Source organism: Devosia crocina (genome assembly GCF_900116545.1).
GTDB classification, from domain to species: Bacteria; Pseudomonadota; Alphaproteobacteria; order Rhizobiales; family Devosiaceae; genus Devosia; species Devosia crocina.
This window is the reverse complement of sequence record NZ_FPCK01000002.1, coordinates 208,669-234,397: the sequence shown is the minus strand read 5'-3', so window position 1 is coordinate 234,397 and position 25,729 is coordinate 208,669. Positions and strand designations below refer to the sequence as shown.

The window sequence follows — 25,729 nt, the reverse complement described above, 5'->3', positions numbered from 1 at the left end:
TATAATGTGATCGTCAAAGTCATATTAGAAGCAGGCGCTTTAACCTCATCCATGCCGCATACTCGTCCATACCGCATCTTCAACGCCGCCTGCGCTCGTCTTGAGGATATCACGCCGCATCTGCGCCGCGTCACCTTTGCCGGTCCCGAGATCGCCGGGATGAACACCTGGGCACCCGACCAGCGCATCAAGATCTTTTTCCCGCACGAAGATGGGCGCCTTCCACAGATGCCGGATGAAGAGGATTGGTACGCAACCTACAAGGCCGTTCCGGTCAAGGAGCGCGTTCCCATGCGCACCTATACGATCCGCCGGTTACGCGCGGAGCGGCAAGAGGTGGATGTCGACTTTGTGCTGCATGGAGAAACCGGGCCGGCATCGCGCTGGGCGACACGTGCAAAGCCCGGCGACCGGGTGCAGATTTCCGGACCGAACCGGCAGGCCACAGAGATCGGGGGTGGTTTCGAGTGGAAGCCGCCACGGGCTCCACGCCAGGTGCTGCTGATGGCCGACGAAACAGCGCTGCCTGCGCTTGTCGGCATTCTCGAACAACTCGCCGCGCGCGAGGATCCTCCCCCGTGCCAGGTTTTTGCGGAAGTTGCGGGCAGAGCCGACACGATCCCTTTGCCCGCCTGGCCGCAACTGGACCTTGATTGGCTTCTCCGCGAGAACCATGGCGATCCGCGTCCGGGCACATTGCTGGTAAAGGCGCTTGACCGCGCTCGGCTGCCTTCCGGGGGTGGATCGGCCGGGGGTGTCGAACTTGCCCCCATCGATATCGACGAGACTGTGCCCTGGGAGCTGGCGAAAGCGGGCGAGGGCGAGTTCTACGCCTGGATCGCTGGGGAATCCGAGGCGATCATGGCGATCCGCCGGATCCTGATCAAGGAACGCGGCATCGATCGTGCCCAGCTCAATCTCATGGGCTATTGGCGCCATGGCAAGGTCTATGACTGATCTGCTGGAGAGTTGGCCTGCAAGTGGGGGTTCAACCACGATCAGGCGCCTTCACCTCTCCCTCGATGGGCAATGGTCGCCGTAGTAGCGCCCGCGTGAAGCAAGAACTCGGGGCTGCCTTGAGGTAAAGCCCTCACCCTGGCGCTCTCCCCGCAGGGGAGAGGGGACGACGGGTCCACATCCTTGACGCACCATGGTGGCGTCGCCTTCAGCGAGGCAAGCAAGGTTCAGTGGATGGCGAGGAAGTGCATTCGAGGTGGAAGAGAGCTGTCAGACCGTGTTGGTATCATTTGCTCGGTCGAGCGCAGTTGGGGCCGGTTCAACGCTGTTATTCAAGCGCGTGAGCGGCAACGAAGAACAATAATCTAAAAAGCGCATGCAACTTGCTTTTCCGCGCCCTTGCTTCAGGCCTCCGTCCGGATAAAGTCTTGGCACTTTCGACCGCCGCATGCCGGCCGCAACTGGACTGTCCATGGAAGTACGCGTTCAAAACGTCCGCAAGGAATTCGATCGTTTCCCGGCGCTGCACGAAGTGTCCCTCGATATCACCTCGGGGGAGTTGATCGCGCTTCTCGGGCCTTCGGGCTCGGGCAAGACCACGCTGCTGCGACTGATTGCAGGGCTCGAACGCCCGACCGCCGGGCGGATCTTCTTTGGCGATGAAGACGCCTCCGAAAAAAGCGTTCAGGAGCGTAATATCGGCTTCGTTTTCCAGCATTATGCGCTGTTCCGGCATATGACGATCCTTGAGAACGTCGCTTTCGGCCTGCGCGTCCGTCCACGCAGTACGCGTCCGGCGAGCGGGGAAATCCGCCGGCGGGCGCTCGAATTGCTCGATCTCGTGCAATTGTCCGGCCTTGAAAAACGCTATCCGAGCCAGCTCTCGGGCGGTCAGCGGCAGCGCGTGGCGCTGGCCCGCGCGCTGGCCATCGAACCCCGCGTGCTTTTGCTCGACGAGCCCTTCGGTGCGCTCGATGCCCAGGTGCGGCGTGAATTGCGCAAATGGCTGCGTGAGATCCACGATCGCACCGGGCACACAACGGTCTTTGTGACGCACGACCAGGAAGAAGCGCTGGAACTGGCCGATCGGCTTTGCGTGATGAGCCAGGGCAAGATCGAGCAGGTCGGCACGCCCGATGCGGTTTACGATCATCCTCAGTCGCCCTTTGTTTTCGGCTTTATCGGCGAATCCAGCACCCTGCCGGTCGAGGCGGTGAATGGCGGTTTGCGCCTTGACGATCAGCCGATCGGCATTGCCTCGGATGCCGAGGCGGGCGCCTCGCGGCTCTATTTCCGGCCGCACGATGTGGAACTGGTCGAGGGCGATGCCGCGCTTCACGGCACTGTGGCTGGCAGCCGGCGCGTGGGCGGTACGCGGCGCGTGGAACTCGATGTTGGGTCGAACCATCGGGTCGAGATCGACCTGCCCTTCGACCATCCGGCCGCCGAAAGCAGCCGCATCAGTTTTCGGCCCAAGCGCTGGACACTTTTTCCTGCCGCCTAGCAACGTCCGCCTTTAGTCTGCGTTCCGTCCCAGCACCTGAGTGGGACGGGACCAATGGCTGGCACGAAATTCTATGTCATCCTCAATGCCAATGCGGGCACGGCGCTGGCAACCGGTGTCACGCCGGAAGCGCTTGCCGACATGTTCTGGACGCATGGTCTAGAGGCCGAAATCGACGCGCGCAGCGATCTGCCGATGAGCGAGCGCATAGCCGACGCCAAGGCGAGCGGCGTCGACACCATCGTTGCCGCGGGCGGGGATGGTACTATCACTGCGCTGGCCGAAGCATTGGTCGATGGGCCGCAGACCCTCGCGATCCTGCCGCTCGGCACGGTCAACGCCCTGGCCAAGGATCTGCTTGTGCCTCTCGATACCCCGGCCGCCGTCGCTGCCCTTGCCAATGGTACGGTGCGGCAGATCGATGTGGGGGAGGTCAATGGCCGGGTCTTTCTCCATAAGGTAGTGGTGGGCGTTATTCCGGCGCTCGCAGCCGGGCGCGAGCATATCCGCAAACGGCGTGACATCGCCGCCAAGATCGGTTTTGTGCGCTACCTTTTCCGCCGGCTCGCCCGCGCACGCCGCATGGCCGTCGCGATCGAAACCGCCTCCGGGGATCGCCGGGTGGAGCGTGTGCAGGCGCTGGCGGTTGCGAGCAATTCCTATGACGAGGGGCTGGGCCAGTTCTTCTCGCGGGGCAGTCTCGACCAGGGAACGCTGACGCTCTACATCCTCAAAAAACTGCGGGCGCGGGACTTTTTCCGGCTCACATTCGGAATGTTGCTGGGCCGGTGGCAGAACGACGAGGCCCTTTCCACCGAATCCATCGACGGCGTCACCATCACTTCGCACCATCCGCTGATCAAGGTCATGCTCGATGGCGAGGTCGAGTCGCTCAACACCCCTCTGGTCTTTTCCATCCGGCCCCGAGCCCTTTCGGTTCTGGTGCCGGCCTCTGCTGACGAGCCTGCGGTAGCTGCATGAAAATACTCCATATCTCCGACCTTCACTTCGGTCACCACGACCCGGCCCTGGCGGCCGGCTTTGCCAACGACATCAACGGACAGGCGCCAGACCTGATCGTTGCCAGCGGCGACTTCACGCAGGTGGGGACCAAGGAAGAATTCGAGCAGGCGCGCGAATTTCTAGATACGTTGAAGGCTCCGGTCTTTGCCGTGCCGGGCAATCACGACGTGCCGGCGATCAACATCTTTCGCCGTTTCCTCGATCCCTATGGCCTTTATCGCCGCTATATCTCGCCCGATCTCGAGCCGTTTCTCGAAATGGATGGTGTGGCAATTGCGGGCATGCGCACCTCGCGCCGTGCGCGCCTCGAATGGAACTGGGGGCACGGCACGATTTCGCGCGGCCAGCTCGAGGACCTCGACGAACGTTTCAGCAAGGCGTCGCCGGACGCCATTCGCGTCATCGTGGCGCATCATCCGCTGCTGTTTCCCACCGAGCCGATGATGCAGAAGACCAAGCGCGTCAAACGCGCCGACGATGCGCTGGCAACCTTTGCCAGCCTCGGGGTGCGGCTGGTGCTCTCGGGCCACTTCCACCTTTCCTATGTGCGCAAGCACGAGCCCAAATCGGCAGCGCGCGAAGGCCAGCCAATGGGGATCAGCGAGGCTGCGTCTGCCAAGATCCTGGTGGCGCAGGCATCTTCGGCGATCTCGACACGGCTGCGTGGCGAGCCCAATGCCTATAACCTCATCGACATCACGCCCGAGCGTATCGCCGTGACGGTGCGCGAATGGCGCGATGACGCCTGGCGGACGCGGGACCGGGCGACCGAACCGGTGTGATGCGCAATGCGAGGCGCTAGTCGCCCTGCTGCCGCTTTTCGTCGACCGCCCGGAGGATGGCGTCCGGCTGGGTGTCCTGCTTGAGCTGGTCGACCTCGCTATCAGCGGGAACCTCGACGCCCAGGTGATCGGCAATGGCCTGGGTGAGGGTGAGAAGCCTTGTGGTTTCCCGCTCGTTGAGCAGCCCGACCTGGAGGTCGAGCTCAGCGCGCTGTTCGGACGCAGCGGTCATGTGGTTCTGATTGATCAGAACGAACGTTGACAGGAAGATCGCTTCCACCGAAGCGATCATCGCCAGCACCACCAGCGTCGGGTCCCAGGGCCGCAGCCCGGGAACGAGGTTGAGATTGGCAACGATCCAGAAGCCGAAAACGGCAAGGTGCGTGTAGACGAAGGGCATGCTGCCGGCAAAGGCGCTCACCCCATCAGCGACCTTATCGCTGAGCGAGCGCTCGGCTGCGCGCTTGCGCTTCCAGGCGTTGATCACGTCTATATTGCGCGAAACGGGCTCTGGAACTTCGGTCCTGCCCGTTTCGGCCTCGCGCCCGGACATTGGAGGTCACGCCGGTGCTGCAGCTGCCGCCGTGCCGCTGGCTTGGGCTCGGCCGCTGCCTTTGAGCGGCTTGCGCCGCAAGAGTTCGGCAAAATAGGGGATGGTCATCGCCAATCCTTCGTGAAGCGGGAGGCGCGGCTCCCAGCCTAATAACTCCTTTGCGCGGGTGATATCGGGCCGGCGCCGCTGCGGATCATCGACCGGCAGGGGGCGGTAAACGAGCTTCGAGGCGCTGCCGGTCATCTCGAGCACGAGATCAGCCAGTTCGGCGATGGTGAACTCGCCGGGATTGCCGATATTGACCGGCATGCCGGGATTGGGATTGACATTCATCAGTGCGATGAGGCCCGAGACGAGATCGCTGACATAGCAGAAGGAGCGCGTCTGCTCGCCCGACCCGTAAATGGTCAGGGGGGCGCCGCGCAGCGCCTGGACGATCAGGTTGGAGACAATGCGCCCGTCATCGGGGCTCATGCGGGGACCATAGGTATTGAAGATGCGCACGACACGCGCATCGACCCGGTCAGCACGCAGCATGTCAAAGCACAGCGTTTCAGCAGCCCGCTTGCCTTCGTCATAGCAGGCGCGCGGACCCGTGCAATTGACGTTGCCCCAATAGTCTTCCCTTTGAGGATGCTGTTGGGGATCGCCATAGACTTCGCTGGTCGAAGCCTGCAGGAATTGCGCGCCATGGCGTTCGGCGAGGTGCAACAGATTGCCGGTGCCAAGGACGCTGGTCATCATCGTGCGCACGGGATCGGCCTGATAATGCGGCGGCGAGGCGGGGCAGGCCAGATTATAGATCTGGTCGATGTGAACCCGTGGGTCGAAGCTTTCGCAGATATCGGCTTCGACAAGGCTGAAGCGCGGATGATTGTCGAGCGCCTGCACATTCCGGCGCGAGCCGGTCTGGAAGCTGTCGAGGCAAATGACGCTGTGACCTTGAGCCAGGAGTGCATCGCACAGGTGCGAGCCGACAAATCCGGCGCCACCTGCAACCAGGATGGTCTTGCTGCTGCGATCCGAGGACATCATGAAGCTGCCTTCCCAGTTGAAAGATCGAGGTTGCGACGCCCAGGCTCGAGCATGGCGATGAGTTCGCCCGCCCGGGCAGAACCGCTGTGTTCGGCCAGAACATGCCGCCGCGCCGAAGCGGCCATGGCATTGCGCTGGGCAGGCGAGACTTCGCTCAATGCGCGGACGACGTCGTCGCTATCGCGAGCAAGAACGATTGCATCGGCTGGAAAGATCCGGTCGATACCCATCCAAATGTCGCTGATCACCGGGGTTCCGCACGCCCCGGCTTCAAAGAGGCGAACGCTGGGCGACCAGCCGGCCGCCACCATGTCGGCTCGTGTCACGTTCAGGGTGAAGCGCTGTTGATTGTAGAAGCCGGGATGGTCTGCGGGGGCCACATGCTCGATGCGCTCGACATTGTCGGGCCATACGATATCTGCCGGGAACTGGGCTCCCGCAACGACGAAGCGCATGTGCGGCAGGCGGCGCGCAGGCTCGATCAAGAGCCGCTCCAGCACAGGCTGCCGATCGGGACTATACGTGCCGAGATAGCCCAGGTCCCACTTGTGGGTGTCTCCGGTGGGGCCATAGCGCTCGGCATCCACCGAGCAGTAAAGCGCCTGGGCAAGGCGCGCGCCGAATTCGCTTTCGAGCCGCGCAAGCGTGGGGCCGCCGGAAAACGACAGATAGCTGTCAAACAGCGGGATCTGCCGGCGGGCGATATATTCCTCGTCACCCCTGCCGAGTTTGCCGAGGGTAACTGGCGTGTCGATATCGTAGAAATGCCAATTGCGGAGCTGCAACTGGTCCAGCGCATCGATGACGGCGACGCCTTCGGGTACATAGGAGCCGACGATCACTGCTTCCGCGCTCTGGAGCGCAGCACCATAGTGCGCGGTCAGTTCCTCGACACTGTCGTAGTAGGCAAGGGTGCAGAAGTCCGGCTCGGGCAGGTCGCGGTTGCCGGCGTACCAGGGAACGTTGCGCTCCAAAAAAAGGACATTGCGTCCGTGCGTCTTGAGGCCGCGGATCAGAGCTCGAAAGGTGGTTGCGTGACCATTGCCCCAGGCAGAAGAAAGCGAGAGACCAACAATCACGAGATCATATGGCGCGCTCATTCCGCAGCCTCCACCTGGCGGCGGCGGGCAGAGCGGAAAACGCGATCGGCTTCCTCGGCGCGGTGATCGTAGGTGTGTTCGGCAAGGACGCGCCGGAGGGCTGCGGCGCCGATTTCGCGAGCGCGTTCCGTGGTGAGGCTATCAAGGATATCGCTGACATCGTGACCATCGCGCGCGACGAGAATTTCGAGGTCGGGCGCAAAGAACTGCGGGATCCCTTCCCAATAGTCGGTGATGAGGCACGCTCCGGCACCGGCCGCCTCGAAGACGCGGGTAGCCGGGGAAAAACCGGTTTCTGCCATGTTGGAGCGGGAGATGTTGAGCACGGCCTTGGGCGTCACATTGAAGGCATTGTGGTCCGCCGTGCCGACATGGCCTATATAGTTGACATTGGTGGCCATCACCTTGTCTCCCCAGCCCGAGCCGCCGAGAAGGAATTTCTGGTAGGGGTTGCGGATGGCCGGGATCAGGAAGAACTCGTCGACCCGCGCTTCCCTGTCTGGCAGTCGATTGCCGAGAAAGCCCAGATCGCCCGCAAAGCGCTGATCGGGGGCAACAGGGTGGTGCGTTTGTGGGTCGAGCGCATTGTAGATCGGCACGCAATCGACAGCGCCGAGCTCGCGATACGCACGGATGACGGGATCGCCGCCGCCATAGGTGAGCACCAGATCGAGCGTATCGAGTGCCTGCCGCAGGGGATGGCCGGGGTCGGCCCGCAGCTCTGCAAGCGTTGCCGGGGCATCGACATCCCAGAAGATGCGCAGGGCATGCTCGGGCGCATGGCGCAGCACTTCGGTCAAAAGCAGATTGTCTTCGAAGCCAACCCCGCTCGCCTTGATGACGATATCGGCATGGCGTGCTTCTTCTGCCACGGCCTTGAGCGCTTCGATCGTGCCCTCATAGACGACGACACGGCACCAATCGGGGGGATCGATGTCGCGGTTTTTCTGGCGATCGTAGACATCGGGCTCATAGAAGGTGATGTCATAGCCCCGCGCGCTGAGGGCCCGCAGCATGCCGCGATAATAGGTTGCGGCGCCGTTCCAGTAGGCGGACAGCAGGCTCGATCCGTAAAAGGCGATTTTCACGATACGGGCTCCAGGACATCTAGGTGTTGAGTGACGCGTGCGCTGCCGACTTCGGCAAGAATGCCGAGCAGTTCATCGACGCGGTGGCGGCAGGTGTGGCGCGCGCGGATCGTTTCGAGCCCGCTTGCCGCAAGTGCGGCGCCCCGGGCGGGATCAGCGATGATCTCGCCAAGGAGACGCTTCATATCTTCGCCGTTGCGGGCGAAAAGGAAATCCGAGCCTGGGCGGAAAAGACCTTCCCGGTCCTCCCAAGGCGCGGAGACCAGCGGAATGCCGCAGGCGAGCGCCTCGAAGACGCGGATGGTAGGGATGCCCGGCAGGGACTGGACATAGGGGCGGCGTGGGATGTGAACCGTTGCCTTGTGCGCGGCAAAAGCAGCGGGTGCATCAGCATTGGCGATCCAGCCGCCATAGCTGAGTCCGGCCGCTTCGATGGCCCTGATCGCGGCCTCGGGATAACGTACGCCGCGGATCGTGCCGGAGAGGCCAAGCGCTGCTGCAGGCCCGATCAGAAATTCCCTGATTTCGGCAGTGCGTTCATCGTCGCCCCAATTGCCGATCCAGATCAGATCGTGTTCTCGGGCGATTTCGGGGATGGGTCGGAACAGCGCGTCGTCGGCTGCCTCGTGCCAGGTGAAGACCTGACGGCCCCAGCCTGCATCGAGATAGCGTTCGCGCAGCGTTTCGCCAAAGGCGAGAACGCCGTCGTAATGATCGAGGTTGAGGCCGGCGATGTCGCCCTCGGACGAGACGGCCCGATGGTGGGTGTCGTGAAAGAGGAGGGTAAAGGCAGCGCCATTGCCGCGAATCTGGCCAATGGCTGCAACGAGTGCCGGATCTGTCCACTCATGGACGATCACGACGTCCGCATCGGCCAGCGCTGCCGCGTGATCAAAGCCGGGGCCATATTGCTGCGCGGTCAGGCCTGGAAAATCCTCCCCAAAGCGGGCGATCGCCGCTTCCCCCTGACTTTCGAGCAGATTCTGGCGGCTCCAGGCATCCTGGGGCTCCAGCGCCAGTGTGTCGTGGCCGCGCCGCTCGAGATCGCGCATGACGCCGCGCAGAAAATGCGCATTGCCATGGTTCCAGTCCGACACGAGGGAGTGTGTGTAAAAAACGAAGCGCATCTAGGCCTCCCGCACAAGGGCAGGGTGGAGCAAGGCTTCGTAGATGGCCTGGATGGCGGAGGCTTGAGCATCCAGCGTGTAGCGGAGCGACCGTTCCCTCGCGCGCTCGGCATAGTCCTGCCTCATGCCTGCGTCGTTCGACAGGTGGTCGATGGCTTGTGCAAAGGCGGCGGGATCATCGGGCGACGCAAAGAGCGCAGCGCCATCCCATAATTCGCGATAGGTGGGTATATCCGAAAGGACGAGGGCCGCACCGGCGCGAGCCGCCTCGAGTGGGGCCAGCCCGAATGGCTCGTAGCGCGAGGGGGAGGCCACGATGGCGGCCCGGGACATCCAGTTCGCTACCTCGCCATGGGGCAGGGTGCCGAGTGCTTCGGCATGACGGATCGGCAGGAACTGGCCGTTGGGGCCAGTCTGAGGGCCAGCCATTTTCACCGGCCAGGCGATCTGTGCGGCGGCACTGTCGAGCACGGCGCCGTTCTTGCCATCGTCCCACCAGCGGCCTGCTGCAAAGACCAGGTCCTGCTTGGGCTGAAGGTGCGGTTCGATGGAGGAGCCATTGAGCACCACGCCGAGGCCCGGAATGGGGCCATAGCTTGCAAGCAACATTTCGGCATGGGAGTGGCTTGGCGCCAGTACCGCATCGGCGGCATCGAAGCCCGCGCGGTTACGCCGATATTGCCACTGCCAATCGGGCGGCACGGCTGTGCCGCGCACAGCGGCAAACCAGGTGACGACGCAGGAATGGGAAACGGCCAGTACGGGCACGGGCAGCTTCAGCCCCGCGGCCTGAGAAGGTAGATTGAGGTGAACGAGATCGATCCCGTCGGCCACCACGATGTCTTCGAGAATGGCGGGGATGGCGTCGAGCCGCGTTTCATCCTCCGTCAGCCAGTCGAGCGGCGCATCGTCGTGCCAGAAGAGGCGGCCGAGGCTCTCCGCCTCGATGCGCTGTGCGGCGGAAGGCGCGGGGCCGAAGCCGGCGAAGGTGAGACGAAATCCGTGCTGGGCTAGGTGCTGGCTGAGGTCCATGGCATAGCGCCAGACGCCACCCACAGCATCGACGGTCATCAGGATATGTGGGGCGGGACGGGACGCGCGGAGCTGGGACAAGGCGGCCGCGTTCATGCCTGCACCTTCTGCAGCGCCGCTTGCCCCGGCCGTTCGCGGTTCATCAGCCACTCGGCAAGGTCCTGTAGCCCATCGCGCCAGTTGACGCGGGCGCGCCAGCCGAGCTCGGCCTTGAGGCGGCTGGTTTCGGCGACGAAATAGAGCTGGTCGCCCTCGCGCCAGGCTTCATGGCGGAGCTCGACCTTGCGTCCGAGCAGCGTTTCGATCTCGGCCAGAACCTGGTTGAGGCTGACGGCATTGCGGGGGCCGCCGCCGAGGTTGAAGGCCCGGCCACGCACCTTGCCGATATTGGCGAGGGCTGCCTTATAGGCCGCGATGGCATCGCTGACATGGAGCACGTCGCGCACCTGCTTGCCATCGCCATAGATGGTGATGCCTTCGCCGCGGATGGCACGGATCAGGAAGTGGGCGAGCCAGCCCTGGTCCTCGGTGCCGAACTGGCGTGGTCCATAGATGCAGCTCATGCGCAGGACGGCGCTCGGGATGCCATAGGAGCGATGATAGTCGAGCACATACTGGTCAGCGACGCCCTTGGAGCAGCCATAGGGGGTGCAGAAGTCGAGCCGCCGGTCTTCGTTGATGCCGCGATCGCGGATCAGCTCGTCGGCCGGGGTATGTTGGCCATTGCGCTCGAAAAGGCGCAGATCGTCTAGGCCGCCATAGACCTTGTTGGTGCTCGAAAAGATCACGGGCGTGCGCCGGCCGGCTTTACGGACAGCTTCGAGCACATTGATGGTGCCGCGGGCATTGACGTCGAAATCCTCGAGAGGTTCGGTCAGGCTCGTGGTGACGGCGGTTTGTGCGGCAAGGTGAAAGACGGCGTCGGCCCTGGCAATCACCGGCTCGATTGCAGCGGGATCGCGAATGTCGGCCACGGCCACTTCAAGCTGACCGGAATAGCGGTCGCGGAGCCAGTCGATATTCTGGGTCACGCCAGCGCGGCTAAGATTGTCGATGACGATGACCTTCTCGCCATCGCTGAGGAGTGCATCGGCGAGGTTGCTGCCAATGAAGCCCGCGCCGCCGGTGATGACGATCGTGCCACTCATGAAACCAGTCCCCGCTCTTCCAGCTGCCGCCGCATCTCGGCGCCGCGGTCGACAGCCTGGGCTTCGCGCACCCATTCGGCCAGCTCGTCAAGGGAATCCTCGAGCCGGAAACGCGGCTCAAAGCCAAGGAGGTCGCGCGCCTTGGAAATGTCGGCAAAGCAATTGCGGATATCGCCTGAACGCGCCTTGTTCATGATTTCGGGGCCGAGTTCCGGCACGCCCATGGCCTTGGCGAGCATGGTGGCGATATCGGCGATGGCATAGGCATTGCCGCTACCCACATTGATGACGTGACCGGAGGCGGAGCGCTGCTCGAGCGCCAGGCGGAAGGCGCGGGCGACATCGCGCACATGGACGAAGTCGCGCTTCTGCCGTCCATCCTCGAAGATCATGGGCGGCTGGCCGTTGATCAGGCGCGAGGCGAAATTGGCGAGAACGCCGGTATAGGGGTTTGACAGCGCCTGGCCTGGACCGAAGACGTTGAAGAGCCGCAGCGCGACGGCATCGATATTGTAGGCTTCCCCGAAGATCAGCACCGCCCGTTCCTGGGCGTATTTGGTCAGCGCGTAGATGGATGCCAGATCCACCGGCTTCTGCTCGTCGGTCGGCACCGGCACCAGCGACGCGCCGCTCGCATCCGTCGGATCCCACTTGCCGGACTTGATATCGGCGCTGCGGCGGCGAACGGCATTGGCCGTGGCACCGTCCGGGCCCTTGTAGAGGCCTTCGCCATAAACGCTCATGGACGATGCCACCACGATGCGCTTGATGGGGCGGTCGATCATGGCTTCAAGCAGCACGGCCGTGCCCAGATCGTTGCCCCCGACATAGCGGGCGATTTCGTACATCGATTGGCCCACGCCCACTTCGGCGGCGAGATGCACGACCCCCTCGACTCCGTCGAGCGCTTCGGAAACCGCAGCCTTGTCCCGGATATCGGCTCGGATCAGCTCGACGCCCTCGGCCTGCGCCGCGGCGGTATCGCCATGGACCTGGTCAATAAGGCTATCCAGCAGCCGAACCTTATAGCCTTGTTCCTGCAATTCCTGGGTGACGTGGCGCCCGATGAAGCCGCAGCCGCCGGTGATCAAGATCTTTTCCATGATGCCCTTGGAGGTAAGTACCTTCGCCAGCCAATAATCGGCTGGGGGGTCCAGTTCCGGCAGGGCGGAGCAGGGTCATGGGCGTGGCTGCAAGCGAGCAGGCGCAAGGCCACGGATTCCGCCGGTAAATAGATGCTCGTCACCGCACGATAAATTTATAGCCACACTGACGAAGTCTTATCCTGGGTTAAAGCTCAGCTTTAGCGCAGGTTATTGGGAGTACCTATCCTGTGTTAGTTTCTCCGGTTGTCTTTCAGGAAATAGACAAAGTTTTCCAAGCGGCGCAGACCATAGCGGAATCCCGCTTTTTTGGTTCCCATCCCGTCGCATGTTGCCTGCGGCATCATGTGAGGCAGGAACAAAGCTTGGCACTGCTCGATTGGTCCGCCACAGATCAGAAGGGCGGATCATATGAAGATCGTTGTGTTGGGTGCAGGCTATGTCGGTCTGACCACCGGTGCCTGCCTCGCCGAACTCGGCCATCACCTTACCTGTTGCGACATAGATCATGCTCGCGTGGCCGCGCTCAGACAGGCGGAAATCCCGATCTATGAGCCTGGACTTGCCGAACTGGTTTCCGCCCAGATGACGGCAGGGCGTCTGGAGTTTTCCGCCAACGCCGAAGACGCAGTACGCAGCGCCGACGCTGTGTTTCTTGCTGTCGGCACGCCTTCGGACCAAGGGGGCGGCATCGATCTGAGCTTTGTCATGGCCGCGGCGGCTGGCATTGCGCCGCATCTGCGCAAGCAGGCGGTCCTGATCGTCAAGTCGACCGTCGTGGCGGGTACGGCGCAGCAGATCAAGGCGCTCGTCGACAAGACGCGCGGCAACAGCGATATTCCGGTGGGCTCCAACCCCGAATTTCTGCGTGAAGGCTCGGCGATCGGTGACTTCATGCATGCCGACCGGATCGTCATCGGCGCCGACGACCCGCGCACCGAGGCCGTGCTGCGCGAGATCTACAAGCCGCTGGTACGGACCGGCATTCCGCTGGTTTCCACCAGGACGGTCAATGCGGAACTGATCAAATATGCGGCCAATGCGCTTCTGGCCCTCAAGATCGGCTTCATCAACGATGTGGCCGACCTTTGCGAGGCCGTCGGCGGAGATGTCACGGCAGTGGCCGATGGGATCGGTCGCGACAGCCGGATCGGCCCCGGATTTCTTGCGGCCGGACCCGGCTTTGGCGGTTCGTGCTTTCCCAAGGACACCAGGGCCTTCGCGAGCACCGGACGGCAACATGGAGCGCCCCAGCCGCTGATCGAAGCCCTGATCGATGGCAATGACCGGCGCAAGCGCAGCCTGGCCCAGCGCATTATCGATGCAACCCCCGATGGAGGGCGCGTCGCCATTCTCGGCACGAGCTTCAAGGCCAATACCGACGATGTGCGCGAAGCGGCGTCCCTCACTATCGTACCTGCGCTGCTGGCGGCCGGGCTCGACGTGCATGCCCATGATCCGCAACCCGGTGCTGCAAAGCGGCTTCTCGATGGCATCAGCTGGCACGAGACCCCGATCGGTGCGGTTCGCAGCGCAGATGTGACGGTGATCCTGACCGAATGGGACGAGTACCGGAGCCTTGAGCCGAACCGCCTTGCTGCTGCTATGCGCGGCAGGACTGTGCTCGATTTCCGCAATGTGCTCGCCGGCGAGAAAGTGGCCTCGGCTGGCCTTCATTATCACAGCCTTGGCCGTCCATCCGTCGTGCCAAAGCGAGCCGCGCGCGGCCAGGGCACGCCAGCAGGCCTCACCATTGCGGCTTCGCCCGCCTGAGCGAAAGAGGAGAACCACCATGAGCAGTTCCAACACCACAACGGACCACGACGAAATCCGCGAATGGGCCGAGGCCCGCGACGGGCATCCGTCTAAGGTGGATACGGGCGGGGAGGGCGGCATCCTGCGCATCGATTTCGGCAAGCCCGAGGAGAACCTCGAGGCGATCAGCTGGGAAGAGTTCTTCGACATCTTCGACGAGAACAAGCTGGCCTTTCTCTACCAGGACAAGACCGCCGACGGCAAAGAGAGCCGTTTCAACAAATTCATCAATCGCGACGGCTAGGGACACGCAATGAACATGGCCTTTCCTTCCCAGGGGCAAATGCAGGCAGCCGTGGTCACCGGACCCGGCGCCATCGAACTTCAGTCCCAGCCCTTGCCGCAGCCCGGCAAGGGGCAGGTGCGCATCAAGCTTGAAGGGTGCGGCGTCTGTGCCTCGAACCTGACCCCCTGGTCGGGCCCGGAATGGATGAAGTTCCCGACAGAGCCCGGTGGCCTCGGCCACGAAGGCTGGGGCGTGATCGACGCGGTGGGCGAGGGCGTCGAGGGGTTGCAAGCGGGCGATCGCGTCGCGGCGCTCTCCTATCATAGCTACGCAACCCACGATGTGGCCGATGCCAGCGCCGTCGTCAAACTGCCGGACGAGCTTGCCGGTGTGCCGTTTCCGGGCGAGCCGCTCGGCTGTGCCATGAACATTTTCAAGCGCTCCGAGATCGAGGCGGGCCAGACCGTCGCCATTATCGGCATCGGCTTTCTCGGGGCGCTTCTGACCCAGCTTGCCGTGGCAGCAGGAGCGCGGGTGATTGCCATCGCACGCCGGCCCTTTGCTCTCGACCTCGCCAAAAGCCTCGGCGCCGCCCAGACCATTGCGATGGACGATCATTGGCGGATCATCGAAGAGGTCAAGCAACTGACTGGCGGCATGTTCTGTGACCGCGTCATCGAAGCGGTGGGCAAGCAATGGCCGCTCGATCTGGCCGCCGAACTGACGCGCGAGCGCGGGCGCCTGATCATTGCCGGCTATCATCAGGATGGTCCGCGGCAGGTGAACATGCAGATGTGGAACTGGCGCGGCCTTGATGTCATCAACGCCCATGAACGTGACCCCGCCATCTATATGCAAGGCATTCGCGACGCGGTCGAGGCGGTGCGCGAAGGGCGGCTCGATCCAGCCCCTCTTTATACGCATCGCTATGGGCTGAATGAACTCGATACCGCCCTCAACGCCACCCGCGACCGGCCCGATGGCTTTCTCAAAGCCCTGGTGATGTATCCGTGAGCGCGTTGTCCATGACCGCGACGAAACGGCCACGCATTGGCTTTCTGGGCACTGGACGCATCGGCATTCGCCGGATGCAGTCCCTGCTCCAGAGCGGATTGATCAAAGCGGCAGCGCTGTCGGACCCGAGTGCGGAGATGGTCGATGCTGCCCGCGCGCTGGCACCGGAAGCCGCAGTCCTCCCCGATCTCGACGCATTGCTGGCGAGCGATCTCGACGGGATCGTCATCGCAACCCCGAGTGCGCTTCATGCCGAGCAGTCGATTGCTGCGCTCGAAGCGGGCTTGGCCGTCTTCTGCCAAAAGCCGCTCGGGCGAACCGCCGAGGAAGTGGGCGCTGTCGTTGCGGCAAGCCAGAAGGCGGATCGTCTTCTGGGCGTCGATCTCTCCTACCGCCATACCGCCGGCATGGTGAAGATCAGAGAGTTGCTGGGGCAGGGAACGCTGGGCGAGGTGTTCGGCGTCGATCTGGTGTTCCACAACGCCTATGGGCCGGACAAGCCGTGGTTCTTCGACAAGCGCCTCTCGGGTGGCGGTTGCGTCATGGATCTCGGGGTTCACATGGTGGACCTGGCGCTGTGGGCGCTGGGTTACCCTGAGGTCGTGGAAACGACGGGACATCTGTTCAGCAAGGGGCGGCCGATCGATCGCGACAGCGAAACGGTCGAGGATTATGCCACCGCCACGATGACCCTGGCGTCGGGTACGGTGGTACGACTGACCTGCTCCTGGCACCTCCATGCCGGGCGTGACGCCGTGATCGAGGCCGATTTCTATGGCACGGCGGGCGGCGCGAGCCTGCGCAATGTCGATGGATCCTTCTTCGATTTCCGCGCGGTGCATCATACGGGCACATCGAGCCAGGTGCTGGCCGAGCCCGAGGCGGACTGGCCCGGTGGGGCAGCGTTGGACTGGGCGCGCAAGCTGGCCCAGGGCCAGCGCTTCGATCCGGCAGCACATGATTTCACCACCGTATCGACGGTGCTCGATCGCATCTATGCGCGCTGAAGGATCGAGAGTGGCTCAACCAACTTCGTCCATCGGCGTGCTGACCTTTCACCGCTGCATCAATTACGGGTCTTACTGGCAAGCGCGGTGCCTCGTCGAAGGATTGATGCAGCGTGGGCATGACGCGGTGCTGCTGGATCATCGATCAAGCCGGGTCGATATGGCCGAATGGCGCTGTGCCTTGCGGCCGGTGCCGGGCAATTGGGGCGAGCGGGAGGATCGGGCGGCTTACGCGGAAAAGGCGCGCAAGTTCTTTGCCGCGTTCGACGCCTTGCCGCTGTCGGCGCCGTTCGATCTCGACGATCCCGCACAAGCCCGGCCCGTGGATATCGCGCTTGTCGGCAGCGACGAGGTCTGGAACCTTTGCCATCCCTGGTATGGAGGCAAGGCACTGTTTTATGGCAACGATCTGCCGGCTGCCCGGCGTGCGTCCTATGCTGCCAGCTTTGGCAATCAGTCCTGGGAAGATGGGCTCGAAAAGCGCTGGATCGAGCATTTGCGCCAGTTCGATCATGTGTCGGTTCGCGATGCCAATTCCCAGCGCATCGTATCGGCTGCACGCGACAGCGCTCCGCCTCTGGTGCTCGATCCGGTGCTGCAGTTTCCCCATGTGATCGCGCCGGAAAGCATCGATATCCCCGCAGGCTATGTGGCGCTTTACGGCCATGGCATGCCCGAATGGTTCCAGCAGGCCGTGCGGAGATGGGCCGACCGGACGGGACGCCGTATCGTCAGCATAGGCTACCGCAACTGGTGGGCGGACGAGAACTGGATCGCGGCCGGACCGGCTGAGTTCGCCGCCTTCATGGCCAAGGCCGATACCGTGGTGACCAACTTCTTTCATGGCTGCGTCTTTGCGCTCGTTTACGGCAAGCCCTTTGCGACCGCGCCGTCCGATTACCGGTCCAACAAGGTGCGTGACCTGGTCGATGCTCTTGGCGCGGAGCCGCACCTAGTGACCGAGGCGACCGGGCCGGACGCCTATGATCGCCTCCTTGGGCAGAGGCTCGATGGAGTGATCGGACAGCGTATCGCGCAGTTGAGACACGCTGGGGAAAGTTATCTCGATGGCGTCCTCGACTGAACCGGCGCTCAGCCGGCATCAAATTGCCGCCTCCGGCCTTTGCATCGGCTGTGGCTCCTGCGCGTCTCTTGGTTCTGAGCCCCTGACCATGGCGCTTGACCGCTATGGTCAGTTCAAACCGGTGGGGCCTACGGAAAGCCTCCGTGAAAAGAGCGCCCAACTTGCCCGGATGTGTCCCTTTTCTCCCCATGCCCGCAACGAGGACGCGATTGCTGCCGAACGCTTCAGCGAGGCTCCAGAGCGAGACGGGCGGCTTGGACACTACGAGACCGCCTATGTCGGAGCCGTGCGGGAGGCCGGTTTCCGGGGCAGCGGCAGTTCGGGCGGCATGGTCACCTGGGTTGCGGCAGAACTGCTGCGGCTGGGCCTTGTGGACGGTGTGGCCCATGTCGCGCCCTCCGCAGGAAGCGGGTTTTTCCGCTACACCATCTCCCGCACGGCAGAGGCGCTCCATGAAGGTGCGAAGTCGCGTTATTATCCGGTCGAGCTTTCCGGCGTGTTGGACAAGATCCGGCGCGTGCCGGGCCGCTATGCGGTTGTGGGCGTGCCATGTTTCATCAAGGCCATTCACCTCCAGCGTGAGACTGATCCGGTGCTTGCCGAGCGGATAAGCTATACGCTGGGTCTTTTTTGCGGGCACATGAAGAGCGCCAGGCTGGTGGAGAGCTTTGCCTGGCAAATGGATACCGCGGTCGAGGCGGTGGAGCGGCCAGAATTCCGGATCAAGGGACCCGAGCGCCCCGCCAACTGGTACACGGCCCATCTCACGCTCAGGTCCGGCGATACCAGGCAGAAGGACTGGTTCTATCTTGCCGATGGCGACTGGGGCGCTGGTTTTTTCCAGAACTCGGCCTGCAACTGGTGCGACGATGTACTGGCCGAAACCGCCGATATCGCCTTCGGCGATGCCTGGGTCGAGCCCTATTCGTCCGACTGGCGCGGCACCAATGTCGTGGTGATCCGAGACCGCCTGCTGCGTGACGTTGTTGGCAGGGCCATCGCGGACGAGCGGCTCGATCTCCGAACTGTTGATGCCGATTATATCGCCAACACGCAGGCGGCTGGGCTCCGTCAGCGCCGGGAAGGCCTTGGCTATCGGCTCACCTGGCGGCGGGGCGGCTTGCGGCCGCGCAAGCGGGTCGAACCCAGCACGGATCTGCCGATCGACCGCAAGTTCATCTATCGCCTGCGCTACGGCATCAGCGCCTGGAGCCATCGCATGTTCAGCCTCGCACGGCATTTGGCACAGCCCAAGCTCTACCTGAGTTGGGCCCGCATGTCGCTCGGCCTTTATCAGGGGCTCGCCTATGGACGGGGGCGGGCGGGTGCCTTGGCGCGTAGGCTAAGGCTCACCGACCGGAACGACTAGACCGCTAGCACTGCGTCATTGTTGCTCGCCAGTGTCACTCCAGAGCGCGGCGCATAGCGCTCGATCATCTGCGCGCAAAAGGCTGCGAACTCCTCGGGTACCTGCGGCGCACTGGTGTGATGGGGTGCGATGCCGCGATGTTCGGGCGTGAAGCAGAACGTGACGGTGACGTTGAAGTCCGCCAGCGCTTCCATCTGCCGGTCGAACCAGGCCAGCGCATCGGGACGGAAACTGTCGGCCCATGAAAGGCCGGTGCGCAGATGAGTGACCCCGAGGCGCTTCATCCAGGCCACGGCGTCATCGAGCCGATGGTCCTGATAGTGAAACCACTGCACAAGACCCAATTCGGGCGTGTGTTTGGCGAACTCCTCTAGAGAGGGCTTGGGCGATCCATCTTCGCGCAGGATGCCCATATAGAAGTGCCGATAATAGGAGGAACCTTCGGCCTCGCGATGGCGCGTCGTCGCTTCCCACTCGCGCGGCAGATCGTAGAGGCTGTACCACTGGATGCGTGCCACCCGGCCCTTGAGTAATTCGGCCGTGCGCTGCAGACCCCAAAGCTGCACTTCCTCGGCCCCGAATGTAGAAATGCCGACCTCGCTGACCCAGATGGGCAGGTCCGTCACGGCACGGATCTCATCGATCTTCTGCGGCCAGTCGTGGATCTGCCACAGGTTCCAGTCGAGTGGAAACCCATGAACGGCGACTGCATCGACGCGGTCGAGAACGCCATATTTCTTCATCCGGAGCATGAAGGCGGGATCGATCGGCGAGATGCCCCCGAGAACGCGGGTGACGTCGGGATTGGCTTGGGCAATGGCATCGGCGGCAAGGTTCACCATCTGGCCGAAACGCACCCATTCCGGATCCACCTCCGGGTCCCAATGCGACTTGTTGTTCGGCTCGTTCCAGATCATCGCCGCGTCGATCATGCGGGTGCTCCCTTGCTCGGATAAATGGGCGTAGCGTCGCCGGAGCGCGTTGCGGCCCGGCAGATATAGACTTCGGCTTCAGGATGGGCGGCGATTTCGAAGCCTGAACTGCGCAGCATGGCTTCAGCACAGGCGGCATTGGGCACCCACCAATTGGTCGGATCGTCTGCGTAGCGCTTTTCGATGAAGTGCAGCTTGGGATAGCTCGGCTCGTCAAATAGAGCGGTTTCGGAGAAGGGGTAGTTCTCCTTGAGCGCCGGCACATCCTGACTGCCGCGCTGCATGGACTGAAAGACGAGCATGTCCCTCGCCACATGCTCGCGGATCAGGTCGAGCGCGAGGAGGGGGTGGCGCAGGTGGTAGAGCACGCCCATGAAGATCACCACGTCGAACTGCTCGCCGAGTGCACCGACATCATAGACCGAGAGCTTGTGGAACTCGATCTCGGCCTCAGCCACTTCGGCGGCAAACCGGGCCTGGTTGAGATAAACATCGTCGAAGTCAATCCCGACCACGCGATCCGCCCCACGCCGCTTCATCTCGATGGAATAGAAGCCGGCATTGCAGCCGATATCGAGCACCGTCTTGCCCGAGAGATCGGCAGGGATGGCATCGGCAAACTTGCGATATTTCTGGCGCGGATAATCACCGAGGAAATGGTTGGGCGCCGTGCTGACGCCACCGAGATCTATGTTGTGAAACCACGGGCCGAGGGCTTCGACCTGCTGCCGGATTTCTGCGGTTGAGAGCGTCATGGGCAATCTCGCTGCTGGCTATGGGGTGGTTTCGTTGATGGTGATGAGCTTGCCGCCCCAAGGGCCCAGCACCATGGTGGTGATGGAGGCGGGGCTGATTTCGAAGCGCTGCAAGCTATCGATCGACATGCCGAGCACGTGGCCGACAATGGCGCGGATCACATCAGCATGGCTCACGAGGGCAATTCGGCTATCGTTGGGTTGTGCGATGAAGGGACGAAGGAAGGCGAAGACGCGCTGCTGAACATCGAGCATGGTTTCGCCGGCAGGGGTGGCGCCTAAGCTTCTCTGGGCGTTCCACTGGCGCCAGTCCTCCTGGCTGTTGAGTTCGTCGAAGCGCGATCCCGCCCATGAGCCGAAGTCGATTTCGTCGAGAGCCTCGGTGGTCTCGATCGGCATGCCGCCGCGGGCATCGGCCACGGCGCGGGCCGTCTCCTGCGTTCGGGGCTGGGGACTGGCATAGAGCGCATCGAAACGCTCCCGCGCCATGCGCTCGCCGAGTCTCTTGGCCTGTGCCAGTCCCTCGACGCCAAGCCTGATATCGGGCATTCGCCCTGCAAGGAAACCGCCCACATTGTCATGCGCGGCGTGCCGCAGCAGAAACACCGTTGCGGTCACTCGGCGGCACCAAGCATCTGTTCTTCAACGCCGGCGATGAAGTCTTCGGTTCTTTGGCGGGCTTCGGCATCGGTGAACTGCCGGGGCGGCGATTTCATGAAATAGCTCGATGGCCCGACCAGCGCGCCGCCGATGCCCCGGTCAAGCGCCAGCTTGGCGCAGCGCACGGCATCGATCACGACGCCAGCCGAATTGGGCGAATCCCAGACCTCGAGCTTGAGTTCGGCATTAAGCGGCACACCTCCGAACGTGGTGCCCTCGAGCCGGATATAGGCCCATTTGCGGTCGGTCAGCCACGGCACATGGTCGCTGGGGCCGACATGGATATCGTTGGCCGGCAGCGGCACATCGATCTGGCTAGTCACGGCCTGGGTCTTGCTGATCTTTTTCGATTGCAGCCGCTCGCGTTCGAGCATGTTGAGAAAGTCGGTATTGCCGCCGAAATTGAGCTGGTAGGTGCGATCGAGGCGCACGCCGCGCTCGCGGAACAGATTGGCCAGCATGCGGTGGATGATGGTTGCGCCAACTTGGCTCTTGATGTCGTCTCCGATGATCGGCAAGCCAGCGGCGGCGAACCGCTCTTCCCATTCGGGTTTGGAGGCGATGAAGGCGGGAATGCAATTGACGAAACCGCATCCGGCCTTGAGCGCCTGTTCCGCGTAAAATTGTGTTGCCAGTTCCGAACCGACCGGCAGGTAGGACACAAGCACATCTACGCCGGCATCGCGCAACGCGGCCGCAACATCGACCGCAGGCACGTCGGCTTCCTCAATTTCGTCGGCGAGATATTTGCCGATGCCATCGTGGGTTTCCCCGCGCTGGACGATCACCCCGGTAGGAGCAACTTCGGCGAAGCGATGGGTGTTGTTGGGCTCTGCAAAGATCGCCTCGGCCACATCGCGGCCAACCTTTGAACCCGCCACATCGAAGGCCGCAGCGATTTCGACATCGCTGACGTGATAGCCTGCAAGATTAACATGCATCAATCCCGGCACGGGTTCGTTGCCATCGGCGTCCCTATAGTAAGTCAGCCCCTGAACCAGCGAAGAGGCGCAGTTTCCCACGCCTACAATGCCCACACGCACTTTCCGTCCTGTCATCGCAATGCTCCCGCCACACGCTTCTGTGAAGCCAACGGCAGGTCACAAGCTTTGTTCCTGCTCATGATTTGAGCAGGGCTGAACTATGCACGTTTTCGGAGACGCCGTTCGCAATGAAGAGACCAGCTCGATCGCCGAAGAGATCAGGCGAGGGCTTGAGCGATGCCATGGATTAGCTGCCGGCTTGGATCGCCACGCTGCCCTTGTGTCCGTGTTCATTCGCGCCAGCGAATTGGTTCAGGGCGTTGAAGATGCGGCAATGTTCGAGACCCATGAGGATGGTCTCGGCGCTGTGCAGAGCGCGGGTGCAAGCATGCTGCTCTGCCTTGCCAATGCGGTTGCGGCCTCCTGGCAGAGCGGTTTTTACCAGGTGCCGGTTCCATTCATCGATCCGGCACTCGAGCTCATGTCCGGATGTGGCCGGGTCACAAGCAAAAGAGCGGAGGGATATGGCTTCTACGCTCTTTATCCCGAAAGCTATTTCGTTGCTGCGCAGCGTTCCGGCCTTGGCCCAGATACGACCGTCATCGGCATTCGAAGCATCGGTGTGGGCCTCGCAGCCATGGTCAGCGCGGGGCTGGGGGCGGCGCCTGCTTTCAACCTGCGGCCTTCCGGTCACCCGTTCGACCGCCAGCCCCGGATCGGCGCGCGGCTTGCCGAAGAGATCCTCAAGGGGACGGGAGCCTATGCCATTGTCGATGAAGGGCCAGGGCTTTCGGGCAGTTCCTTTAATGGCATTGCCGATTGGCTGGTCGAGAACGGGGTTGCCGAGGGGCGAATCCATTTCTTTCCCAGCCATTCGGGCGGGCTGGGGCAGCAAGCAAAGCCGCACCATTGTGAGCGTTGGGATGCGGCCCACAAGCACGTCTTCAGCTTCGAGGATCTGCTGCTCGGGGCGAGCGAGCGGCAGCCGACACTGGAGAACTGGCTTGAGGCGGTGACCGGGCCACTGGATCAGCCGCTTGAGGATGTTTCGGGCGGCGCCTGGAGAGCGCGTGCCACTGGGGCGTGGCCACCCGTCGATGCCGCTATGGAAAAGCGTAAATTCATCGCGCAAAGCGACGGCCTGACCTATCTCGCCAAGTTTGTGGGGCTGGGAGAGGAGGGGGAAGGCAAGCGCGCCCTTGCCGAACGAGTGGCCGCTGCAGGCTTTGCCCCACGGCCACTGGGTCTGCGGCATGGCTTCCTGATCACACGATGGCTGGACGCTTCCCCTTCGGCCCCTTCGTATCCTCCGCAGTGCGTCGTGCTGGATTATCTTGCCTTTCGCGCTGGTCTTGCGCCGAGGGGGCAGGGCGCAGATCTGGCGGAACTCTTTTCAATGGCCCGCTACAATCTCGGTGAGCGGCACGGGCCTGACATGGCGGAGGCGGTCGCTCTCGCCCTGGGCGATGCCGCCGACATTCGGACGGAGCCCTGCTGCACCGACAACCGCATGCACCGATGGGAATGGATGCATGGGGGAAGTGGCTGGCAAAAACATGATGGGATCGACCACCATGCGGCCCACGACCTCGTCGGGTGCCAGGACATCGCTTGGGATCTTGTCGGCGCAGCCGTGGAGCTCGATTGGTCTGATGAGGATATAGCAATTGCCGCAGGTGAGCTCGGAACGCGCCTGGGCCGCAGTTTTGGGACCCGTTTCATCCGGGCGCACTTTATCGCTTATCTCGGTTTTCAGACCGGCCTTTGGACCATGGCGCGGGATCGCAATGGGCGGGACGAAGCGGTGCGGATCGAACAGCTTCTGGGCCGATATGACCGGAAGCTGGGGCAACTGATCTGCAGCTAAGCCTCTCACAGGACTTGCCCTGGGTTATGACGGGGGCACCTTAAGCTCGTTCGCGTTGCCCAAGGAGTGCCGCATCACTGATTCAGGAGGAAACCCATGCGCCGGATTCACATCACCGCCCGTACGCTCGCTGTCACAGCACTTTTTGCCGTGGGCACATCGGCCAGTCTCGCCGACACGCAGGTGGGTGCGCAAACGATCAGCGACGAAAACATGATCGTCGTCCAGATCCACTGCAATGACCTTGTGACCAGCGAGGCAGACAGCGCAAGTGCGGCGACGGGCACGCCGAACTTCTCGTCTTCGGGCGGCGCCACCGGACCCGAGGGTGGTCAGGTGGCCGGTGACCCTGCCGGCAGCGTCGGACTGCCGATGAATACCGGGGGCAGTGGCGGCGACGGTTCGACAGTGGGCCCGGACGATGCACCCGAAGTCGATGTCGAAGCCATAACGCTTGAGGATTGTCGCGCCGCCGGGCTCGTCAACTGATCCTTGCTGCCGATGGGCGCTGCGGCGCCCGCGGCACCCATCAGTGATCCTTACCGGAGCCGGGCTCCGCCATGCTCCGGTGCATCGCAGCCAGTCTGCCCTCGGGCATGAAGCGCGTCATCATGGCCTGCAGCTTATTTGCCCAGCCCGCAACCTCGTGCGCATCGCCGCGCATCAGCGCGTCATAGCCTTGGCGGGCCACATCTGCGGGATCGTCCTTTTTCTGCTGGCCCACCTTGGTGTCGGTCATATCGGCCGTTTCAAAGAATTCCGTGTCGGTCGGCCCCGGCATCAGCACGGTAATGACGATCTCGGTGTCCTGAAGCTCGTTGCGCAGCGCATAGGCGAAGGAATCGATATAAGCCTTGGTCGCGTTGTAGACCGCCTGGAAACTCCCCGGCATGAGGCCGGCGATGGACCCAGTGATCAGCACACGCCCTTCGTTGCGATCGCGCATGGTGCGCAGGAAGCGGTGAAGAAGGTATGTCGTGCCTGTCACGTTGGTGTCGATCACGCGCTGGATGTCAGCAAAATCCTGGTCGATAAATCCGTGGCCGAGCCCACGTCCGGCATTGGCGTAGAGAACATCGACTGGCCGGGGTGATGCCATGGCCCTCTCCCAGAGCGCATCGACGCCTTCAGTCGTGGCGAGATCGACCTGGATCGCATCCACCTCGACCCCGTAGCCGCGCAGCTCGGCGGCAGAATCGTGGATAGTTGGCCCTGACGCGGCAATAAGCAGGTTCGAGCCTTCCTTTGCAGCAATGCGGGCCAGTTCGAGCCCGATGCCGGACGAGGCGCCGGTCACAACTGAAAATGCAGGCTTGCGCTTGTTCATGGCAGTTTCTCCGATCGGTCAGGCAGAAGCGCCGGCGCCCCGCGCAGTTCCCCCGCTAACCTGAGTGCGCGCAGCAACGAATTGGATCGCCCGGGGCTTCTCATGGAGATGAGACAACGAGTGGAGGCCAAGCATGACCGAGCCGAACAAGCACGGATCGACAGAGCAAAAGCCCGATAGCAAGAAGCCGGATATCTCTCCAGCGGGCCCTCACGCAGAGGAGCGTTTGACCGATCGT

Annotated in this window: 25 protein-coding genes; 12 read left to right on the top strand and 13 right to left on the bottom strand. The window is 62.8% G+C overall.

Annotation, left to right across the window (positions count from 1 at the left end; translation table 11 throughout):
* Positions 1-51 precede the first annotated feature (51 nt).
* The 4 genes from BM364_RS10780 (at position 52) to BM364_RS10765 (ending at position 4,266) form a co-directional block, all read left to right on the top strand.
* Entirely contained in the window at positions 52-957 is a 906-nt protein-coding gene (locus BM364_RS10780) for a siderophore-interacting protein (RefSeq protein ID WP_092424431.1), read from the top strand.
* 472 nt (positions 958-1,429) lie between these two features.
* Positions 1,430-2,461 (top strand): sulfate/molybdate ABC transporter ATP-binding protein, encoded by a 1,032-nt coding sequence (locus tag BM364_RS10775; protein ID WP_092424429.1) that lies wholly within the window; start codon positions 1,430-1,432, stop codon positions 2,459-2,461.
* A 54-nt stretch (positions 2,462-2,515) separates the two neighbouring features.
* The gene (locus BM364_RS10770; protein WP_092424427.1) at positions 2,516-3,442 is read left to right on the top strand and encodes a diacylglycerol/lipid kinase family protein; all 927 of its coding nucleotides are present in this window, start codon (positions 2,516-2,518) and stop codon (positions 3,440-3,442) included.
* Positions 3,439-4,266 carry a metallophosphoesterase family protein gene (locus BM364_RS10765; RefSeq protein WP_092424425.1) on the top strand — a complete coding sequence of 276 codons (828 nt, stop codon included), beginning with the start codon at positions 3,439-3,441 and terminating at the stop codon, positions 4,264-4,266. Before BM364_RS10770 ends, BM364_RS10765 begins: the two co-directional genes overlap by 4 nt.
* Before the next feature lie 16 nt (positions 4,267-4,282).
* Here BM364_RS10765 and BM364_RS10760 read toward each other — a convergent pair whose 3' ends face one another.
* The 8 genes from BM364_RS10760 to BM364_RS10725 are packed head-to-tail and all read right to left on the bottom strand — an operon-like array spanning position 4,283 to position 12,452.
* On the bottom strand, positions 4,283-4,819 hold the full coding sequence (locus BM364_RS10760; RefSeq protein ID WP_092424423.1) for a DUF1003 domain-containing protein: 537 nt from the start codon (positions 4,817-4,819) through the stop codon (positions 4,283-4,285).
* 6 nt (positions 4,820-4,825) lie between these two features.
* The gene (locus BM364_RS10755; RefSeq protein WP_092424421.1) at positions 4,826-5,854 is read right to left on the bottom strand and encodes a UDP-glucuronic acid decarboxylase family protein; all 1,029 of its coding nucleotides are present in this window, start codon (positions 5,852-5,854) and stop codon (positions 4,826-4,828) included.
* Positions 5,851-6,954: a CgeB family protein gene (locus tag BM364_RS10750; RefSeq protein WP_092424419.1), complete on the bottom strand. Its 1,104-nt coding sequence runs from the start codon at positions 6,952-6,954 to the stop codon at positions 5,851-5,853. Before BM364_RS10750 ends, BM364_RS10755 begins: the two co-directional genes overlap by 4 nt.
* Positions 6,951-8,042 (bottom strand): CgeB family protein, encoded by a 1,092-nt coding sequence (locus BM364_RS10745; protein WP_092424417.1) that lies wholly within the window; start codon positions 8,040-8,042, stop codon positions 6,951-6,953. Before BM364_RS10745 ends, BM364_RS10750 begins: the two co-directional genes overlap by 4 nt.
* Positions 8,039-9,169, bottom strand: coding sequence for a CgeB family protein (locus tag BM364_RS10740; RefSeq protein WP_092424415.1), 1,131 nt, complete (start codon positions 9,167-9,169; stop codon positions 8,039-8,041). Before BM364_RS10740 ends, BM364_RS10745 begins: the two co-directional genes overlap by 4 nt.
* Positions 9,170-10,297, bottom strand: coding sequence for a glycosyltransferase family 4 protein (locus BM364_RS10735; RefSeq protein ID WP_092424413.1), 1,128 nt, complete (start codon positions 10,295-10,297; stop codon positions 9,170-9,172).
* A complete protein-coding gene (locus BM364_RS10730; protein WP_244542849.1) occupies positions 10,294-11,349 on the bottom strand; it encodes an SDR family NAD(P)-dependent oxidoreductase in 1,056 nt (351 codons plus the stop codon). Before BM364_RS10730 ends, BM364_RS10735 begins: the two co-directional genes overlap by 4 nt.
* Positions 11,346-12,452 carry an NAD-dependent epimerase/dehydratase family protein gene (locus tag BM364_RS10725; protein ID WP_092424409.1) on the bottom strand — a complete coding sequence of 369 codons (1,107 nt, stop codon included), beginning with the start codon at positions 12,450-12,452 and terminating at the stop codon, positions 11,346-11,348. Before BM364_RS10725 ends, BM364_RS10730 begins: the two co-directional genes overlap by 4 nt.
* A gap of 411 nt (positions 12,453-12,863) precedes the next feature.
* Between BM364_RS10725 and BM364_RS10720 the strand changes: the two genes are divergently transcribed.
* From BM364_RS10720 to BM364_RS10695, 6 genes are all read left to right on the top strand, one after another.
* Positions 12,864-14,225, top strand: coding sequence for a UDP-glucose dehydrogenase family protein (locus BM364_RS10720; RefSeq protein WP_092424407.1), 1,362 nt, complete (start codon positions 12,864-12,866; stop codon positions 14,223-14,225).
* Between the two features lie 19 nt (positions 14,226-14,244).
* The gene (locus BM364_RS10715) at positions 14,245-14,511 is read left to right on the top strand and encodes a hypothetical protein (protein WP_092424405.1); all 267 of its coding nucleotides are present in this window, start codon (positions 14,245-14,247) and stop codon (positions 14,509-14,511) included.
* A gap of 9 nt (positions 14,512-14,520) precedes the next feature.
* Positions 14,521-15,507, top strand: a complete 987-nt coding sequence (locus BM364_RS10710; protein ID WP_175528564.1) for an MDR/zinc-dependent alcohol dehydrogenase-like family protein — start codon at positions 14,521-14,523, stop codon at positions 15,505-15,507.
* 11 nt (positions 15,508-15,518) lie between these two features.
* Positions 15,519-16,514: a Gfo/Idh/MocA family protein gene (locus tag BM364_RS10705; protein WP_092424403.1), complete on the top strand. Its 996-nt coding sequence runs from the start codon at positions 15,519-15,521 to the stop codon at positions 16,512-16,514.
* 10 nt (positions 16,515-16,524) lie between these two features.
* On the top strand, positions 16,525-17,598 hold the full coding sequence (locus BM364_RS10700) for a polysaccharide pyruvyl transferase family protein (protein WP_244542848.1): 1,074 nt from the start codon (positions 16,525-16,527) through the stop codon (positions 17,596-17,598).
* Positions 17,599-17,686: 88 nt separating this feature from the next.
* Positions 17,687-18,967, top strand: a complete 1,281-nt coding sequence (locus BM364_RS10695) for a Coenzyme F420 hydrogenase/dehydrogenase, beta subunit C-terminal domain (RefSeq protein WP_210186426.1) — start codon at positions 17,687-17,689, stop codon at positions 18,965-18,967.
* Here the strand turns inward: BM364_RS10695 and BM364_RS10690 are convergent.
* The 4 genes from BM364_RS10690 to BM364_RS10675 are packed head-to-tail and all read right to left on the bottom strand — an operon-like array spanning position 18,964 to position 22,372.
* Positions 18,964-19,899, bottom strand: a complete 936-nt coding sequence (locus tag BM364_RS10690; protein ID WP_092424397.1) for a glycoside hydrolase 5 family protein — start codon at positions 19,897-19,899, stop codon at positions 18,964-18,966. The two genes, BM364_RS10695 and BM364_RS10690, sit on opposite strands and share 4 nt — an antisense overlap.
* Positions 19,896-20,654, bottom strand: coding sequence for a TIGR04290 family methyltransferase (locus tag BM364_RS10685; RefSeq protein WP_092424395.1), 759 nt, complete (start codon positions 20,652-20,654; stop codon positions 19,896-19,898). Before BM364_RS10685 ends, BM364_RS10690 begins: the two co-directional genes overlap by 4 nt.
* An 18-nt stretch (positions 20,655-20,672) precedes the next feature.
* Positions 20,673-21,272, bottom strand: a complete 600-nt coding sequence (locus BM364_RS10680; protein ID WP_092424393.1) for a histidine phosphatase family protein — start codon at positions 21,270-21,272, stop codon at positions 20,673-20,675.
* On the bottom strand, positions 21,269-22,372 hold the full coding sequence (locus tag BM364_RS10675) for an inositol-3-phosphate synthase (protein ID WP_092424391.1): 1,104 nt from the start codon (positions 22,370-22,372) through the stop codon (positions 21,269-21,271). The genes BM364_RS10680 and BM364_RS10675 overlap by 4 nt, the downstream gene beginning before the upstream one ends.
* 85 nt (positions 22,373-22,457) lie before the next feature.
* On the opposite strand from BM364_RS10675, the gene BM364_RS10670 reads away from it, so the two are divergent.
* Both BM364_RS10670 and BM364_RS10665 read left to right on the top strand, forming a co-directional pair.
* Positions 22,458-24,164, top strand: coding sequence for a hypothetical protein (locus BM364_RS10670; protein WP_092424389.1), 1,707 nt, complete (start codon positions 22,458-22,460; stop codon positions 24,162-24,164).
* A 96-nt stretch (positions 24,165-24,260) separates the two neighbouring features.
* Positions 24,261-24,653, top strand: a complete 393-nt coding sequence (locus BM364_RS10665) for a hypothetical protein (RefSeq protein ID WP_092424387.1) — start codon at positions 24,261-24,263, stop codon at positions 24,651-24,653.
* A gap of 40 nt (positions 24,654-24,693) precedes the next feature.
* Here BM364_RS10665 and BM364_RS10660 read toward each other — a convergent pair whose 3' ends face one another.
* Positions 24,694-25,491 carry an SDR family NAD(P)-dependent oxidoreductase gene (locus BM364_RS10660; RefSeq protein ID WP_092424385.1) on the bottom strand — a complete coding sequence of 266 codons (798 nt, stop codon included), beginning with the start codon at positions 25,489-25,491 and terminating at the stop codon, positions 24,694-24,696.
* Positions 25,492-25,729: the final 238 nt, after the last annotated feature.

What these genes read in the sequence shown, in the direction of transcription:
- BM364_RS10780 (WP_092424431.1), top strand. Translation starts at nt 52, where the DNA reads ATGCCGCATACTCGTCCATACCGCATCTTCAACGCCGCCTGCGCTCGT.
- BM364_RS10775 (WP_092424429.1), top strand. Translation starts at nt 1,430, where the DNA reads ATGGAAGTACGCGTTCAAAACGTCCGCAAGGAATTCGATCGTTTCCCG.
- BM364_RS10770 (WP_092424427.1), top strand. Translation starts at nt 2,516, where the DNA reads ATGGCTGGCACGAAATTCTATGTCATCCTCAATGCCAATGCGGGCACG.
- BM364_RS10765 (WP_092424425.1), top strand. Translation starts at nt 3,439, where the DNA reads ATGAAAATACTCCATATCTCCGACCTTCACTTCGGTCACCACGACCCG.
- BM364_RS10760 (WP_092424423.1), bottom strand. Translation starts at nt 4,819, where the DNA reads ATGTCCGGGCGCGAGGCCGAAACGGGCAGGACCGAAGTTCCAGAGCCC.
- BM364_RS10755 (WP_092424421.1), bottom strand. Translation starts at nt 5,854, where the DNA reads ATGATGTCCTCGGATCGCAGCAGCAAGACCATCCTGGTTGCAGGTGGC.
- BM364_RS10750 (WP_092424419.1), bottom strand. Translation starts at nt 6,954, where the DNA reads ATGAGCGCGCCATATGATCTCGTGATTGTTGGTCTCTCGCTTTCTTCT.
- BM364_RS10740 (WP_092424415.1), bottom strand. Translation starts at nt 9,169, where the DNA reads ATGCGCTTCGTTTTTTACACACACTCCCTCGTGTCGGACTGGAACCAT.
- BM364_RS10735 (WP_092424413.1), bottom strand. Translation starts at nt 10,297, where the DNA reads ATGAACGCGGCCGCCTTGTCCCAGCTCCGCGCGTCCCGTCCCGCCCCA.
- BM364_RS10730 (WP_244542849.1), bottom strand. Translation starts at nt 11,349, where the DNA reads ATGAGTGGCACGATCGTCATCACCGGCGGCGCGGGCTTCATTGGCAGC.
- BM364_RS10725 (WP_092424409.1), bottom strand. Translation starts at nt 12,452, where the DNA reads ATGGAAAAGATCTTGATCACCGGCGGCTGCGGCTTCATCGGGCGCCAC.
- BM364_RS10720 (WP_092424407.1), top strand. Translation starts at nt 12,864, where the DNA reads ATGAAGATCGTTGTGTTGGGTGCAGGCTATGTCGGTCTGACCACCGGT.
- BM364_RS10715 (WP_092424405.1), top strand. Translation starts at nt 14,245, where the DNA reads ATGAGCAGTTCCAACACCACAACGGACCACGACGAAATCCGCGAATGG.
- BM364_RS10710 (WP_175528564.1), top strand. Translation starts at nt 14,521, where the DNA reads ATGAACATGGCCTTTCCTTCCCAGGGGCAAATGCAGGCAGCCGTGGTC.
- BM364_RS10705 (WP_092424403.1), top strand. Translation starts at nt 15,519, where the DNA reads ATGACCGCGACGAAACGGCCACGCATTGGCTTTCTGGGCACTGGACGC.
- BM364_RS10695 (WP_210186426.1), top strand. Translation starts at nt 17,687, where the DNA reads ATGGCGCTTGACCGCTATGGTCAGTTCAAACCGGTGGGGCCTACGGAA.
- BM364_RS10690 (WP_092424397.1), bottom strand. Translation starts at nt 19,899, where the DNA reads ATGATCGACGCGGCGATGATCTGGAACGAGCCGAACAACAAGTCGCAT.
- BM364_RS10685 (WP_092424395.1), bottom strand. Translation starts at nt 20,654, where the DNA reads ATGACGCTCTCAACCGCAGAAATCCGGCAGCAGGTCGAAGCCCTCGGC.
- BM364_RS10675 (WP_092424391.1), bottom strand. Translation starts at nt 22,372, where the DNA reads ATGACAGGACGGAAAGTGCGTGTGGGCATTGTAGGCGTGGGAAACTGC.
- BM364_RS10670 (WP_092424389.1), top strand. Translation starts at nt 22,458, where the DNA reads ATGCACGTTTTCGGAGACGCCGTTCGCAATGAAGAGACCAGCTCGATC.
- BM364_RS10665 (WP_092424387.1), top strand. Translation starts at nt 24,261, where the DNA reads ATGCGCCGGATTCACATCACCGCCCGTACGCTCGCTGTCACAGCACTT.
- BM364_RS10660 (WP_092424385.1), bottom strand. Translation starts at nt 25,491, where the DNA reads ATGAACAAGCGCAAGCCTGCATTTTCAGTTGTGACCGGCGCCTCGTCC.